The sequence below is a fragment of the Leptospira biflexa serovar Patoc strain 'Patoc 1 (Paris)' genome (genome assembly GCF_000017685.1).
GTDB lineage: Bacteria > Spirochaetota > Leptospiria > Leptospirales > Leptospiraceae > Leptospira_A > Leptospira_A biflexa.
In genome coordinates this window covers 737,342-751,587 of record NC_010602.1, presented here as the reverse complement: position 1 = coordinate 751,587, position 14,246 = coordinate 737,342, and the positions used below count along the sequence as shown (strand labels likewise).

The following is a 14,246-nucleotide window of genomic DNA, read 5'->3' as shown; positions in this document are numbered from 1 at the left end:
TGGAAGGATCATAAAATGAATATGATCCGATCAAAGATTGGATCATATCAGTAACAGAATCGATTGGTGATTTGAAGACTTACGAACGATCGGATGGATTTGGTGATGGTCCTTCCATTCCAGTGCCATCATCTGTTGGATCGGAATCGATATTTTGTTCTTTCACTTTGTAACGAATTTCAATTTTTTCCGGACTAATTTGTAGGACTTCGATGCCTTTTAAGTCTTTGTTTTTGATGATCCGAACTTTTGCCACTTGTGGTTGTAGTTCTGGGACAATTTTATTTTTAATGGGATCAAAGATATAATTACATGGAACTTGTGCCGTGATCCCTGTCAGAATTTGTGCTGACCGAATTGGTTTTAAAGAAAAATAACGAATCGCAACTTGTTCTTCTGAAAGTTCAACATCCAATTTTGGATCTAACCCTGAACAAACAATTGGGATCCCAGCCGCCGTTTGTTCCCCTGTTTTATAGGAGAGGGGAATGATATTCACATTTACAGTGACATCACGAGAACCTAACACACTGACCCCTTTCGGTAAATCTGGAATTTTTACGGTTTTGGCAAAAGGTTCCTTTCGATCAACGAGGGAGATTTCAGGTAACACGACCTTACTTATTTTTTCTAAATCCTGAGGTTTCCCACTCAGAGTGACTTTTTGGGGGCTTAGGATCTGGGTCAGTTTCTCAAAGTTAGCTGGTGGATTTCCTTCAAATACAACTTCAATTGGAACAACCTTCAAGCCCCTAGATTCAATTTCAACAGGAACTGTCTTTTTTAATTTTGTAACCTTCACTCCACTTGGAACACCCAGAATCCTTTTGATAGGGACTTCTGTGACACCCAATTGAACATCTTCTGGATCAATCACTGCCTTCATGAATTGAGAATAATAGTTCACAACATCTTTTAATCCTTCCACTCTAACCGGAATGGTTTTTTCAGGATTTTTAGAATAACTTAAATTTCCAGATAACTTTGGATAGTCGATCGGAACGTTGACTGTTTTGATTAAAACTTTTGAATTTTGTAGATTTACATAGAAGATACTAGCAATGATAAGAGAAATCAACTTTGCTTTCCAGTTGCGAACCATCTTTCCAAATAATTTCAAAATCATATGATGACTCCGGAATCTTTCTCTTTGGATTTTCTTAGGGATTCATCTTTGGGTCGTTTGTTCCCTGACATCAATCCACTGACGAGAGCTTTTAGCTCTAGAGGTTTGACTGGATGGATCATTTCTCCTTCGTAACAAATCGTGATGTCACCAGTTTCTTCAGAGGTGACAATGATGATGGAATCTGTTTCTTCGGAAAGGCCAAGTGCCGATCTATGCCTTGCCCCTAAAGTTGAAATCTCAACAGAACTACTCATTGGCAAATAAGATGCCGCACAAACAATACGATTTTGCTCGATGATAACAGCCCCATCATGGAGTGGTGAATTTTTAAAGAAGATAGTTTGTAATATTTCGGAAGTGACTAGTGAGTCCATCGGCACTGCATTCTCCGAAATATCTTTCAGGCTTATGTCTTTCACAAGCACAATGATGGATCCAATTTTTTCTTGGGACATGGCACGCACCGCTTCCACAATGGGATCCAAATCAAAGGAAGGTTTCAAAAAAAACAATCGAAGGAGACGTATCCGCGCTAAATCACCTGTTAGACGACGTAACTCGGGTTGTAAAAGAACGATGATAGCAAAAACCAATGCTGGCCGAATATTAGTGAGGATCCATTCGAGTAATTCAAATCCTAAGTATTCAGCAAAACTCCCTGAAATCCAAATAATTCCCACACCGAGGAGAAGTTGGATACCACGGGTTCTGCGTAATGTTGTGTATGTTTTATAAATCAGAAACGCGACGATGAGTACATCAAGTGTAATGGAGATATAATTTTTACTCCACGGAATGATGTATAATCCTCGAAAAAAATCCAATTTAAATCCCTAAAACATCAAACATATTGTACAAACCTTTCGATTTGCCATGTAAAAATTCGGCAGCTTTGACTGCACCACTAGCAAATGTTTTGCGGTCCTGTGCACGGTGTGTGATCTCTATCCTTTCTTCAGGACTAAAAAAATAAACGGTGTGTTCCCCAACCACTTCACCTGCACGCATAGTGTGCATCGCAATTTCCTTTTGGTCACGTTCTGGATACATCCCATGGCGACCATAAATCACATTCTCTTCACTTCGTTTGCTTGCCCCAAGCAACACTTCTTTTAGGTACATGGCTGTACCCGATGGAGCATCTTTTTTGTGGCGATGGTGGATGTCCAAAACTTCAATATCAAAATCTTCGTGAAGGACTTTTGCGGCAATTTCGGTGAGTTTAAATAGTAAGTTCACACCAACAGACATATTGGGAGAAAAAACAATCGGAATGGTTTTTGCGGCCGATTGGATTAATGTTTTGTCTGAATCAGTAAGACCTGTCGTTCCGATGACCAATGGTTTGTGATTTTGTAATGCCGCATTTAATATTGATTCAAAACCTGTATGAGTACTAAAATCAATGAGGACATCGGATCCTTCACATGCTTTCTGTAAGTCGGATGAAAGTAAGATACCCGTTTCTTTGATTCCAGCATGATTTCCAGAATCAAATCCAGCATAAATGGCGCCTTCTCTCACAACAGCAGCGCTTAACTCTGATTTTTTGGAAAGGGAAAGTACTTGGATGATGGCTTTCCCCATCCTTCCTCCAGCCCCTATCACACCTACTTTGATTTTAGACAATGCCTTCCTCTTTTAGTTGGAATACAATTTTTTTGAACGACTCTGATGCTGTACCTTCAGATAAAGAAGTCATCGGTAATCTGAGTTCGTTACTACAATACCCAAACCAACTCATCGCTGCTTTGATAGGGATTGGGTTTGTTTCAATGAAGGCATTTACAAAAACAGGAAGCAGTTTGTAATATATCTTTTTGGAAGCTTCTAAGTCTCCGCGTAAGTACAAGGACACCATATCCACACAAGCGCGTGGGAATAAATTAGAAACAACGGATACAACCCCTTTTCCACCGATCGAGAGTACTGGCAGTGTTAGGTTGTCATCACCAGATAATAAATCAAAGTTGGTAGGGCATTGGGAAATTACCTTTGCCATTTGTCCCAAGTCACCTGTTGCTTCTTTGATCGCCGCAATTTTTGGATGCGCCGCCAAACGACTGACAGTTTCTGGTAATAAATTAACATTGGTTCTACCAGGGATATTGTACAACATGACCGGTTTGGATGAAACATTGGCAATCGCTGTAAAATGTTGGAACATCCCTTCTTGGGTAGGTTTGTTGTAATATGGGTTAACGGAAAGGATTCCGTCCACTCCGTCCGCACAAGCTGACTCTGTGAGCTCAATTGCTTCTTTGGTAGAATTGGAACCTGTGCCTGCGATCACTTGGATCTTCCCTGAAACCACTTGCACGGTTTTTTGGATGAGTTCCTTGTGTTCTTCGTAGGATAAGGTCGGAGACTCTCCCGTTGTCCCACAAGGGACCACACCAGCGACACCGGAACGGATCTGGTTTTCTAGGATCTTAAAATAACTATCATAATCGATTTTCCCCTGGCGGAAGGGGGTGATGACCGCAGTATAAACGCCCTGAAACATAAATTAAACATCGAGGAGGGACTGTTTTTTGCAATAAAAAACTGCCAAAACACCCTGATCTGAGAAACTTTGCGAAAATGGTCCCTTTTTTCCCTGTTTCACTCCTCTTTTTAGGCTTATTTAGCCTCTTTTTGCACTCAATCTATGTGCATTCGCGATTTGGCGTGAAAGACGTGCCCAATGAACGGAGTTTGCACGACACCGTTACAAAAAAATCGGGTGGGATGTTTTTTATCCCTCTTTTTTTGGTCGCTAGCCTCTTGTTTCATTTTAACCCAGAATGGGCACATCCATTATTGGAAAATCCAAGTTTGATTCCTAAAGATAATTTTTATCTTCTGTTAGTTGGTATTTTCATATTTTCCATTTTAGGTTTTGTGGATGATTTATATCACCTAACTCCAAAACTACGACTTGTCCTAGAGTTTGGAATCGTTTTTATTTGTTTATGGGGAATACATCCTACGATTACGGCTTTTGGTTTTGTAGAAATTCCATGGGTGGCAGAAATTCTATTTCTAACGATATTTCTTGTCTTTGGGATCAACTTAGTCAACTTTATGGATGGAATGGATTGGTATTTGGTTCTCACTTTCTTCATTTGTTTTTTTTCCATTGGTTTGGTCCTTCCCAACTTTTATTCGATTCCTAATTTTGGATTCAGTTTGTACGTGATCTTACTTCTTTCGATGTTTGGATTTATTGTTTACAATTTCCCAAAAGCAAAATTATTTATGGGTGATAGTGGTTCTTTGGCACTTGGTTTTTTTGTTTTGGTCCTTCCCCTACTGCACCATTCCAAGCTCCAAAACCAAATAACAAAAGAGGGAGTCTTTTGGGATCTAACCGACTACTTTTATTTATTTCCCTTCTTTTGGATTGATGGGATCACGATCCTTATCAAACGATTCCTCCAGAAAAAACACCTTTTCCAAGCTCATAGAGAACATCTCTACCAAAAACTAACAGAAACTAAGTTGGGTAAAATTGGTTCTCTCTTTGTATTTTCCCTTCTCAATGGACTTGTACTTGGCCTCCACTTTTTATTCCATATGATGGGAATGGATCGGCTCATTATATTCATTGGATTGTTCTTAGTTTCCCTCATTTCTTATGGTTTGCTTTGGGTTTGGACTCTACGAAAAAACCTTGCCTAAAGTTTGTAAATTTCCATCCTTTCCGATATGCCTCTTACAAAAAAAGAAATTCTATTCTGCATTCTCAACGGGTTTCTCATTGGAATTGCAAACCTAATCCCAGGTGTGTCTGGTGGTACATTTGCACTCATACTTGGTCTTTATGACAGACTCATCACAGCCATCACTTCCTTAAATTTAGAAACCATCAAAGTTTCTTTATCCTTACTCGTTGGATTTTGGAAAGAAGAGGTGCGTACACGGTTTGCTTTGGAAATGAAACGGATCGATTTTTGGTTTTTGGTATTTCTCGGGATTGGACTCTTACTTTCTGTTGTCTCTGGCGCCAAACTCATCCAATACCTATTACAAAACCATCCGGAAGCAACTCTCGCCTTATTTATCGGACTTATCATTCCTTCTCTTGTGGTCCCTTACAAACTCATTGAAAAACATAGTGTAGTGGTTTGGTTATTTTTACTCCCCGGGATTTTAGTCACCATCGTTCCTAGTTTTTTTATGGGAGAAAACACTGGTTCCGAAAATCCAATGTTTGCTTTTGTGACGGGAGTTGTAGCCATTTCCGCAATGATCCTTCCAGGGATCTCAGGATCTTACATCATGCTCGTGTTAGGTGAATACCAGATCGTCATTGGAAAACTATCCACTATCTTAGAACCAAGTTCCATCGTATTTTTGGCAGCGTTTGGGTTTGGATGTTTGTTAGGTCTTTTGATCTTTACACACATTGTAAAATGGTTATTTGTTAAATACAAATCTCACACAATGACATTTTTACTTGGGCTTATTCTTGGATCGTTTTTTATCCTATGGCCGTTTAAAGATTATGCCAATGGCCAAACCGTTGTGGGTCGGTCTGGCGAAGTGAAACGGGACATCCAAATTGCAACCGCCAAAAACATCTTGCCAAAAGATGTTTCCGAAGCCCAAATTCCCATTTTTGCACTTGTATTTGGTTTGGTTTTAGGATTGGGACTCAATCGTTTGGAGTCATTACAAGAAAAGAAATAGAGTTATCAATTCTTTCCATTAAAGTCTGGATTTCAAAGTCCAGGCTTCTATCTTCCTCCATCGTATTTAAATCGCGAAACAATTCAAAGTATGGAACCAATTCCTTTTTTTTAGCAAACAGAGAAGATTGGAAGATCGCATAACTAAAAATGGCGAGTATTTTCTTCGCACTATGTACAGTTCTACGATTTCTTAAAACAGAGATAGCTCCCATAGGGACAATGTCTTGGTTATTTCCATTGGTGGGAATCGACTGCATTGATCCAGGCATACTATCTCGTCGCACTTCTGCCGTTAGGTGAGTTGCCATCAGTCCCAATCCAGATAAACCTGCATAGGTTCCAGGTTTTGCCGATAACATAAGCGGAAACTCATCATTTTCTTTTGGTTCCATTAAATAATTCAGAAAACGGTCTATCCAAGTGAACCAAACAGCCATGGCATTTTGCAATCGATCAGCAGCAAAACTCACTTGGGATGCGTAAAAACCACCACCTTCAGCAAAACGATGTAAAATTTCTCCATTTTTTGACTCAGAGATGAGAATCGGATTGTCGGATAATGAATTTAACTCTTGTTCTACGACCAAACCAATCGAGTCTAATTCATCCCAAATGGAACCTAAGATTTGAGGGATACAACGCACCGAATAAATATCTTGGATTCGTTTTCCTTCTACTTTCGATTTTGGATTTTTGGAAATGATTGGGTATAAAAAATTTGCGATCCGTTTGGGTCCATCGAATTGTTTGTGATCGTGGTATCCTGGATGGAAGGCATCAGGGAAAATAGAATGGTAATGGAAGAGATACCGTAAGAGTTCGATGGACTGTAAAAACAAATTTCGAAATTCCACCACTTGGTAACCAAGTAAGGCTGTTGTAAAACTAGTTCCATTCGTCAGCGAGATGGCTTCTTTCGGATGGGGTGTCCAAGGAAGGCCAGGAATTTTTGAAGTTTTCCCATTTTGTTTGGTGGGCCCTAAGCCCTTCCCTTTTCCTGTAAATCCAGATTCACCTAGTAGAGCCAAGGGAATATAACTGAGAGGGATTAGGTCTCCAGAAGCCGAAAGAGATCCTTTTTCAGGAAGGATGGGGATACAATCGAATTCTAAAAGTTGGTTCAAAACATCTAAGGTTTCAAACCGAATCCCAGAACCGCCGAGTGCTAAACTAAAAAGTCGGGCACAAAGAACCACTCTTGCTTCTTTGTGAGTGAGATTCGAATGAGGGGTTCCTTCCAAGGTCAATATAGGTTCCACTGTTAGGTGGTATATAAGAGATTTTTGAATGAGATGAAGTTCTTCATTGGAAGTAAAGGCATGAGGACCAAAACCTGTATGGATTCCATAAATCAGTTTGTCAGATGAGGTTTTGAGAATTGTTTCTAATCTCTCACGTTCTTCTTCCAAACTTTTTTTTCGCTCTTGTAAGTGAGAAAACGATCCAGAATCTGCGAATGAATGTAAATCGGATAATTGAAGGTACATGGATGGACAAAACCGGGGCATTGACCCCGGTTTGATTGTTACTTAGACGAAGAAAATGAAAGTGATGAGGATAAAAACAGGAACTAAAATTCCCATTGAATATGCTAAATACCCACCAAACGAAGGCATCTTCACTTTGTTTTCTTCTGCAACTGACTTCACCATAAAGTTAGGAGCATTCCCAATGTATGTATTGGCACCCATAAACACCGCGCCCACAGAGATTGCTTTTAAGATCTCTTCTGCTTGGACATTCCCAATGAATTGACCCAGTGTGAGTGGAGCGGAACCTGCAGGAGTGAGAAGTCCCGATGCCAATGATCCAAAGGTTAAGTAGGTGGGAGCGTTATCGAGAACTGAGGAAAATACTCCTGTCGCCCAGAAAAATTGCCAGTTTTGTGTGATCCCAAGTTCCTTTCCATGTGCTTCGAGTAATACGAGTGCAGGAATCATGGTGATGAAAATTCCAATGAAGAGGTAAGCCACTTCTTGGATGGGGTGGAGGGTAAAGTTATTGAACTTTCTATGTTCCGCTTTTGACGTAAACCATGAAAGTGCAATGAGAACAATGAGTACTGCTTCTCGAATGAAGCCAAGAGTTGGTGTTTGGTTGATTTGTGGGATGTAGTTGCTATTTAAAAAAGCAACGGCTAAGATCACACCGAGTAACCAAAGAAAGTTCACTTGACCACTGATCGAAAACGGAGTGGCAAGTTTTGTATCGAGAGCCAAATCTTTTTTGGTTTCTTTTTTATACGCCATCGTATCCCAAACATAATAGACTGTGAGTAAGATCGCGAGTGCCACCAACATTTCTGGAAGAAGTTTGAAAGTCCAAGTGAAAGGAACTCCTTTTAAATATCCCAAAAATAGTGGAGGGTCACCGAGTGGGGTTAAGGATCCACCAATGTTTGATACAAGAAAGATAAAAAACACTACAGTATGAACCACATGTTTCCGTTCGCTATTTGTTTTTAATAAAGGACGAATGAGTAACATGGAAGCACCAGTGGTTCCAATAAAGGAAGCAAGGCCCGCACCGATTAACAGGTACAATGTGTTATTAAGTGGAGTTGCTTTGATATCACCCTTGATCACGATCCCGCCGGAGATATAAAACAAAGAACCAAGCAAGATGATAAAAGGTACATAATCGAAAAAAACTGTGTGAATGATATTATGACTATAACCATACACGATTAAAACAACAAACGAAATGGCGCCAAGTCCCGCTGCTAAAATCAGTTTATTGTTATTGTCTTCCCACCAATGCGCTGTTTTGTGAGAGGCAACTGGTAAAATCGCAATCGATAAAAGAATTGCCACGAAAGGTAAAACAGTCCAATACGGGAGTTCTTCGTGAACGGATTCACCATGTGAGGAATGCCCTGTTTCCTCTTGTGTTGTTGTTTCTGTTGGAACCGGAGTTGGTTCTTCGGCAAATAACCCTGCAGTTGTCACAGACAAACATACCAGGAAAACCATCAATGTGAGAAGCTTCTTCAACGTGCTCACCATCCTATTTTTTTTAGGACAGCATACCCGAAAGAGAAATCACATGGAACTAAAAAAAGCGTGATTCTCCAATTTTTAAAGGAACAAACGCAGATTCGGAGATTCCCGATTGTTTCATCGCTTCTTTTGTGCGGGGCACAGGAGAATCGAGTGGTTCATCTGATAAAACAAAGGTCATGTAGTGCATAGGAACGAGGAATTTTGCCTTGAGGTCGAGAAATGACATCACGGCTTGGGTGGGACCGATATGAACTGGTTCCATAAGCCACCGCGGTTCTGTAGCTCCAATGGGCAAAATGGCAATGTCGATGGATCCAAACCGGCTGGCGATGTCTTTAAAATGAGAGAAATAACCTGTATCTCCGGCAAAATACACTTTTTCTTTTTTCCCAACCACCATAAAGCTCCCCCAAAGAGTTTCATCGCGGTCAAATAGACTCCGCCCACTAAAATGTTGGGTCGGTGTAAATGTGAATGTAACAGAACCAAAAGAAATTTTTTCCCACCAATCCATCTCCTTTACATTATGCATACCTTCACCTAACAATAATTTTTTGTTACCTAGTCCTGTTAAAACCATTGGATGGAATTTTTCTTCTAATTGTTTCAAAGTGGGAAGGTCTGTATGGTCATAATGGTTATGGGATAAAATGACTATGTCAATGTTTGGCAGGTGATTTATGGAAATTCCTGGTGGTGTGTACCGTTTGGGACCAGCAAACGAGAAAGGGGAACACCTCTCACTCCAGATGGGATCGGTTAAAATATTGAGTCCATCAATTTGAATCAGGGTAGTTGCATGGCCGATCCAAGTGACAGAGCAAAGAATAAAACTAGAGTTACAAATGACTTCCATTTCACTTACTTTAGACTGTGACTAGTCACAATCGGATGGATTCATTTTTCGATTGCCTTTTTCCGATTCCCAAGCACAATCACTTACTACGATGTATCGATACGACGAAACAAAAAATTTGTTCATCGCTTATGCGAAATGGCGAGATGCTGTCGATCGAACAGAAGGAAACGAAACTGTTTTCGGATCCAATGCGGAAATTTCAGAAATTGCGAGAGACCTAAGGGAAGATGCAGAATTTGAACTTCGAATTCTCATCCAAGATTTAAAAAAACAAAACCCAGCGGCCATCAAAGAATGGGTTGAGCTCACCAAACAGTTTTTAAATGCCTCAGAGATGGGAGTTTCAGAAGAGCAGATGCAACTCAGAAAACAAATTGCAAGAGACTGGAAGTATTCTCGCTCACCACTCGGAGTTTCTGTCCGTTACCCTCACCCTTCTCAATATTGGGGGAGTGGGATTGGGGTCCTTGGTCCTGATTTGGACTGGTAAAAAACACACCCTTTACGATCATTTCCTTATGGAATCTTTCTTTTTTATCCTTTCAAAAGTACTCACTATCTTTCTCTATCCACTACCAGTTTTTTTTCTACTTTGTTTTTATCTTTTGTTCCGTATCAAATCTGGGAAAACAAAATTCCTATTTTTTATCATTTGCCTTTTTTTATACCTCGCATCCAGTTCCTTTATCGCCAACCGATTGGTGACAGAATTAGAAAAAGAGTATCCACCTGTCTCCTTGCAAGATGCTCCCAAAGTTGATGTTGCCATTGTCCTTGGTGGGATGATCCAAACTATCTCCTCTGTCAAAGCTAGACCTGAACTCACAGATTCTGCAGATCGTATTACTGATGCTATACGGCTCTACAAAGCAGGCAAAGTGAAAAAGATACTTTTTACGGGAGGTTCTGGATTATTACTTTCTGATACGTACAGAGAAGCCGACTTAGCCAAATCTTTGTTCATCGACCTCGGTGTCAAAGAAGAGGATATTATCTTAGAAAACAATTCACGTAACACCCATGAAAATGCTGTGGAAACAAAAAAAATTTTGATGGAAAAAAACTTCCAATCTTTTCTTCTCATCACCTCAGCCTTTCATATGAAACGTTCTCTTGGTTGTTTCCAAAAACAAAATCTGAATGTATTCCCTTTTCCCACAGATTACCGATCATTTAATACCGATTCGGGCGCGTTTGAGCTCTACCTGCCATCTGCTGGGTATTTGGATTTAACCACTCTCAGCATCAAAGAATGGGTTGGGTATTTTGTGTATCGGACCAAATCCTACCTATAAAACCGGGATTTTTTCAAGGTTTTCCAATGACCTTTTTGTTTGACCGAAACTTGCAATCAGAGAGGTTAGAGGAAAGACGAGATTTCGTCTAAAGAATGGACCATGAATCGTAAGTTTTTAACCCTTTTATTTCTCATCGCAATCTCTCTCGGAGGCATTGCCTATTTTTCATCCCAAGAAACATCCTACCTATTATTGGATGCGTCTGAACTAGCTGCCAACCAAACCAAATACTCAGAACAAAATTTGCGAGTCAGAGGATTTGTCCGTGTGGGAAGTTTAGTCCGAGAAGGAAAAAAAGCGAAATTTGATTTGGAACTCAATGATCAAATCATCCCTGTTTTTTTCACGGGGGAAACACTTTTACCGGATGCCTTCAAAGAAGGAGCAAGGGCAAGGGTGGATGGAAAACTGGAACGTGGAGTACTTGTTTCAAACCATGTGGAAGCAAAATGTGCCTCCAAATATGAAGCTGGGTATGCAGAGGAAAAATGAATAATTTAGGGACCATCTTACTTTCAGCATCACTCGCTATTTTAATTTTTTCCGCCTTACAAACGATCTACGGAATATTATATTCACAAAGAAAAGGAGTCGAACTTGGTCGTTTGGCTCTCATGACAAATCCATTTGTCATCGTATTAGCATTTATCGTTTTACTCACACAACTCGTTCGATCTGACTATAGCAACTATTATGTGGTCATGCATTCAAGCGAACACTTACCTTTATTTTATAAAATGACTTCCATCTGGTCTGGATCTTCTGGAAGTTTACTTTTTTGGAATTTGATCTTAAATGTGTTTACCTTTATTGTTTTGTGGCAAACACGAAAGTCGATCGAAGACCGAATCCCAATGATGAATCTTATCCTTGCGGTATTGTCGGGATTTTTTAGTTTCCTTGCTGTGTTTTATGGGGATGCCCAACCGTTTCGTGAATTTGTTCCCGAAGCAGCTGCGGGCAGAGGACTAAACCCCCTTCTCCAACATTGGGCAATGATCATCCACCCACCAATCCTTTACATTGGTTATGTGAGTATATCCATTCCATTTGCCATAGCCATGTCAGCTCTTGTTTCAGGTCAACTCTCTGAGGATTGGATGAAGTTCATTCGGAAATGGACTTTGTTTTCTTGGTTTTTCTTAGGAACAGGAATTCTACTTGGATCCAAATGGGCCTACGAAGAGTTAGGTTGGGGAGGGTATTGGGCATGGGATCCAGTGGAAAATGCATCCTTGATGCCTTGGTTACTCACAAGTGCCTTTGTCCATTCCGTTGTCATCCAAGAACGTAGAGGGATGTTAAAGTTTTGGAATATGTTGCTTGTGATCCTTGCCTTCCATTTTAGTTTGCTTGGAACTTGGATCACACGTTCGGGAGTACTCGAAGGTCCACATAGTTTTTCCAAATCCACCATCGGAACACCTTTTATTGTTTATATCATCGGTAGTTTTTTATTCTTCACAGGATTTGTGATTTACCGAAGGAAAGAACTCACACCAGAAAGAAACTTAGAGGCCATCACTTCCAAAGAAGGGAGTTTTTTACTCAATAATTTTCTTTTGGTACTTTCGACGGCTGCCATTTTACTCGGTGTATTTTCTCCGCTTTTGTATGGAAAAGAATTTAAAGCACCTTGGTTCAATTCTTGGGGAGTTCCTGCCGGGATCTTTTTATTATTGCTGATGGGATCGGCACCTCTCCTTGCTTGGAGAAAGGGAGCAGGATCTGTCTTTTTATCCACATTACTCAAACCATTCCTCTTTGGAATTTTTGGTGGGGGAATTTACATCCTATTTTATTCCCAAAACTTTACCAAACCCGACAGTAAGTATGGGGACGTCCTTGCAGAAGTGTATTCGGTTCTCACTGTAGGCATCGGAATGTTTACCATTGCGGGGATTGTGCAAGAATACTACCGCGGGATCAAAGCAAGAAAAGAAGAACACAAAGATGAATCTTTGTTACGAGCCGCCTTAAACCTAATGTTAAAAAACAAACGGAGGTATGGTGGATATTTAGTGCACTTCTCACTGGTTCTCATCTTCATCGGATATGCAGGGAATGCCTTTAAGATCAATACCTCTGTCCGTTTTTTTTATGAACTACAACCTCCTACTTCTGAAGAAATCATCTACCAATCCATCGACAAGGCAATGATTGGTGGTTACCAAATCGAAGCATCCACATTAAAAATCAAACCCGTCCTCATTTCTGGACTCGGTGGTGAACCTAACATTCAAAATGTGATCGTTTCTCAGGAAGCAAGTTATGGAATTTATCGTGGATTGGAAAAAATTGCAACTCTCGAGACTGAAAGAAGATTTTATCCACAAATTTCCCACCTAACAGGTGATTTCGAAACACATATCCCAACAAGTGAACCCGCCATCCATTCCATGGCAAAAGAAGACTTTTACATCCAACTTGGTGCAATCGAAACTTCTGATTTAAAATCGGAAAACCCTGACCTACCGCTGATGTTTATGCAGTATTATTTTACCCCAGGAAGCCAAACTGATAAACTCAAATCCTTCTTAAACTTCCCAAGGCAAATTGTAGCAAACTTAGAAGTTTGGATCAACCCACTTGTGAAATTGATTTGGATTGGTTCCTTATTGTATTTTTTATCTGGTATCTTTTTGTTACTCCCCATCGGAGAAAAAAAGAATCGAACAAAGGAGAGTTAGGTATGACCTATCGAATCATATTGGGAATTCTTTTGTTTTTTGGATCTGCTAGTGTTTTATTTTCACAAAAAACAACAACCAACCTGAAAGAAGAACAACAAATCCAAACCTTTCTCAAGGTAACGGAAAAAATCCGTTGTATTTGTTTGCCAAGCCTTCCCATCCAATCTTGTTCGTTTAATATGTGTGCCGCATCCAGTTATCTCAAAACTTTTATTGAAAATAGAATCAAAGATGGTATGGGTGAGGAAGAGATCATTTCCAAAATGGAAAATGGATTTGGAGATACCGTATTACAAGATCCTATTATACTTATGTTCCAAGAAAACGGAAACCAAGGTATGGTGGATTCCATTGTGTACGGATTTGGTCCCAAAATTTTAGCAAAACCCGATGATACTTGGATCAATGCCACCTTACTTGGATTAGGAATCCTTGGTTTGTTTGGAATTTATCGATACGGAACCAAAAAATCAAAGGACCGGCTAAAACTAGACTCTCCGAACTCCAAAGAATCATTGGCATCCACGACAGACGCCATCAAAGAAAAAATCCGCAAATTCGAAGAATCATAACAGAAGATTACAAATTC

Annotated in this window: 14 protein-coding genes; 7 read left to right on the top strand and 7 right to left on the bottom strand. The window is 40.0% G+C overall.

Translation table 11 applies throughout. From position 1 onward, the window contains the following. Nucleotides 1-79: 79 nt before the first annotated feature. Genes LEPBI_RS03630 through dapA form a run of 4 tightly spaced genes read right to left on the bottom strand, consistent with a single transcriptional unit; the run spans nt 80 to nt 3,635 of the window. Entirely contained in the window at nt 80-1,126 is a 1,047-nt protein-coding gene (locus LEPBI_RS03630; protein WP_012476150.1) for a CdaR family protein, read from the bottom strand. Next, on the bottom strand, nt 1,123-1,953 hold the full coding sequence (cdaA, locus tag LEPBI_RS03625; protein WP_012387754.1) for a diadenylate cyclase CdaA: 831 nt from the start codon (nt 1,951-1,953) through the stop codon (nt 1,123-1,125). Before cdaA ends, LEPBI_RS03630 begins: the two co-directional genes overlap by 4 nt. Before the next feature lies 1 nt (nt 1,954). Then, nucleotides 1,955-2,758 (bottom strand): 4-hydroxy-tetrahydrodipicolinate reductase, encoded by an 804-nt coding sequence (dapB, locus tag LEPBI_RS03620; protein ID WP_012387753.1) that lies wholly within the window; start codon nt 2,756-2,758, stop codon nt 1,955-1,957. Then, nucleotides 2,751-3,635, bottom strand: coding sequence for a 4-hydroxy-tetrahydrodipicolinate synthase (gene dapA / locus LEPBI_RS03615; protein ID WP_012387752.1), 885 nt, complete (start codon nt 3,633-3,635; stop codon nt 2,751-2,753). Before dapA ends, dapB begins: the two co-directional genes overlap by 8 nt. 77 nt (nt 3,636-3,712) lie before the next feature. On the opposite strand from dapA, the gene LEPBI_RS03610 reads away from it, so the two are divergent. Both LEPBI_RS03610 and LEPBI_RS03605 read left to right on the top strand, forming a co-directional pair. After that, on the top strand, nt 3,713-4,792 hold the full coding sequence (locus LEPBI_RS03610; protein WP_012387751.1) for an MraY family glycosyltransferase: 1,080 nt from the start codon (nt 3,713-3,715) through the stop codon (nt 4,790-4,792). 27 nt (nt 4,793-4,819) lie between these two features. Beyond that, nucleotides 4,820-5,803, top strand: a complete 984-nt coding sequence (locus LEPBI_RS03605; protein WP_012387750.1) for a DUF368 domain-containing protein — start codon at nt 4,820-4,822, stop codon at nt 5,801-5,803. Here LEPBI_RS03605 and LEPBI_RS03600 read toward each other — a convergent pair. Genes LEPBI_RS03600 through LEPBI_RS03590 form a run of 3 tightly spaced genes read right to left on the bottom strand, consistent with a single transcriptional unit; the run spans nt 5,769 to nt 9,663 of the window. Then, nucleotides 5,769-7,292, bottom strand: a complete 1,524-nt coding sequence (locus tag LEPBI_RS03600; RefSeq protein WP_226992873.1) for an aromatic amino acid ammonia-lyase — start codon at nt 7,290-7,292, stop codon at nt 5,769-5,771. The genes LEPBI_RS03605 and LEPBI_RS03600 overlap by 35 nt on opposite strands. Before the next feature lie 42 nt (nt 7,293-7,334). After that, nucleotides 7,335-8,798: a sodium:proton antiporter gene (locus LEPBI_RS03595; RefSeq protein ID WP_420804580.1), complete on the bottom strand. Its 1,464-nt coding sequence runs from the start codon at nt 8,796-8,798 to the stop codon at nt 7,335-7,337. Between the two features lie 58 nt (nt 8,799-8,856). Next, nucleotides 8,857-9,663, bottom strand: coding sequence for an MBL fold metallo-hydrolase (locus tag LEPBI_RS03590; protein WP_012387747.1), 807 nt, complete (start codon nt 9,661-9,663; stop codon nt 8,857-8,859). Between the two features lie 91 nt (nt 9,664-9,754). On the opposite strand from LEPBI_RS03590, the gene LEPBI_RS03585 reads away from it, so the two are divergent. From LEPBI_RS03585 to LEPBI_RS03565, 5 genes are all read left to right on the top strand, one after another. Beyond that, nucleotides 9,755-10,156 (top strand): hypothetical protein, encoded by a 402-nt coding sequence (locus LEPBI_RS03585; RefSeq protein ID WP_041769953.1) that lies wholly within the window; start codon nt 9,755-9,757, stop codon nt 10,154-10,156. Further along, complete coding sequence (locus tag LEPBI_RS03580; protein WP_226992872.1) at nt 10,134-10,961, top strand: YdcF family protein; 828 nt, start codon at nt 10,134-10,136, stop codon at nt 10,959-10,961. Before LEPBI_RS03585 ends, LEPBI_RS03580 begins: the two co-directional genes overlap by 23 nt. Before the next feature lie 102 nt (nt 10,962-11,063). After that, nucleotides 11,064-11,456 carry a cytochrome c maturation protein CcmE domain-containing protein gene (locus tag LEPBI_RS03575; RefSeq protein ID WP_012387744.1) on the top strand — a complete coding sequence of 131 codons (393 nt, stop codon included), beginning with the start codon at nt 11,064-11,066 and terminating at the stop codon, nt 11,454-11,456. Continuing rightward, nucleotides 11,453-13,654, top strand: a complete 2,202-nt coding sequence (locus LEPBI_RS03570) for a heme lyase CcmF/NrfE family subunit (RefSeq protein ID WP_012387743.1) — start codon at nt 11,453-11,455, stop codon at nt 13,652-13,654. Before LEPBI_RS03575 ends, LEPBI_RS03570 begins: the two co-directional genes overlap by 4 nt. A gap of 2 nt (nt 13,655-13,656) precedes the next feature. After that, complete coding sequence (locus tag LEPBI_RS03565; RefSeq protein WP_012387742.1) at nt 13,657-14,229, top strand: cytochrome c-type biogenesis protein CcmH; 573 nt, start codon at nt 13,657-13,659, stop codon at nt 14,227-14,229. Nucleotides 14,230-14,246: the final 17 nt, after the last annotated feature.

Excerpts from the sequence above, each read along its gene's own strand:
- LEPBI_RS03630 (WP_012476150.1), bottom strand. The coding sequence starts at position 1,126 with ATGATTTTGAAATTATTTGGAAAGATGGTTCGCAACTGGAAAGCAAAG.
- dapA (WP_012387752.1), bottom strand. The coding sequence starts at position 3,635 with ATGTTTCAGGGCGTTTATACTGCGGTCATCACCCCCTTCCGCCAGGGG.
- LEPBI_RS03610 (WP_012387751.1), top strand. The coding sequence starts at position 3,713 with ATGGTCCCTTTTTTCCCTGTTTCACTCCTCTTTTTAGGCTTATTTAGC.
- LEPBI_RS03605 (WP_012387750.1), top strand. The coding sequence starts at position 4,820 with ATGCCTCTTACAAAAAAAGAAATTCTATTCTGCATTCTCAACGGGTTT.
- LEPBI_RS03600 (WP_226992873.1), bottom strand. The coding sequence starts at position 7,292 with ATGTACCTTCAATTATCCGATTTACATTCATTCGCAGATTCTGGATCG.
- LEPBI_RS03590 (WP_012387747.1), bottom strand. The coding sequence starts at position 9,663 with ATGGAAGTCATTTGTAACTCTAGTTTTATTCTTTGCTCTGTCACTTGG.
- LEPBI_RS03585 (WP_041769953.1), top strand. The coding sequence starts at position 9,755 with ATGTATCGATACGACGAAACAAAAAATTTGTTCATCGCTTATGCGAAA.
- LEPBI_RS03575 (WP_012387744.1), top strand. The coding sequence starts at position 11,064 with ATGAATCGTAAGTTTTTAACCCTTTTATTTCTCATCGCAATCTCTCTC.
- LEPBI_RS03570 (WP_012387743.1), top strand. The coding sequence starts at position 11,453 with ATGAATAATTTAGGGACCATCTTACTTTCAGCATCACTCGCTATTTTA.
- LEPBI_RS03565 (WP_012387742.1), top strand. The coding sequence starts at position 13,657 with ATGACCTATCGAATCATATTGGGAATTCTTTTGTTTTTTGGATCTGCT.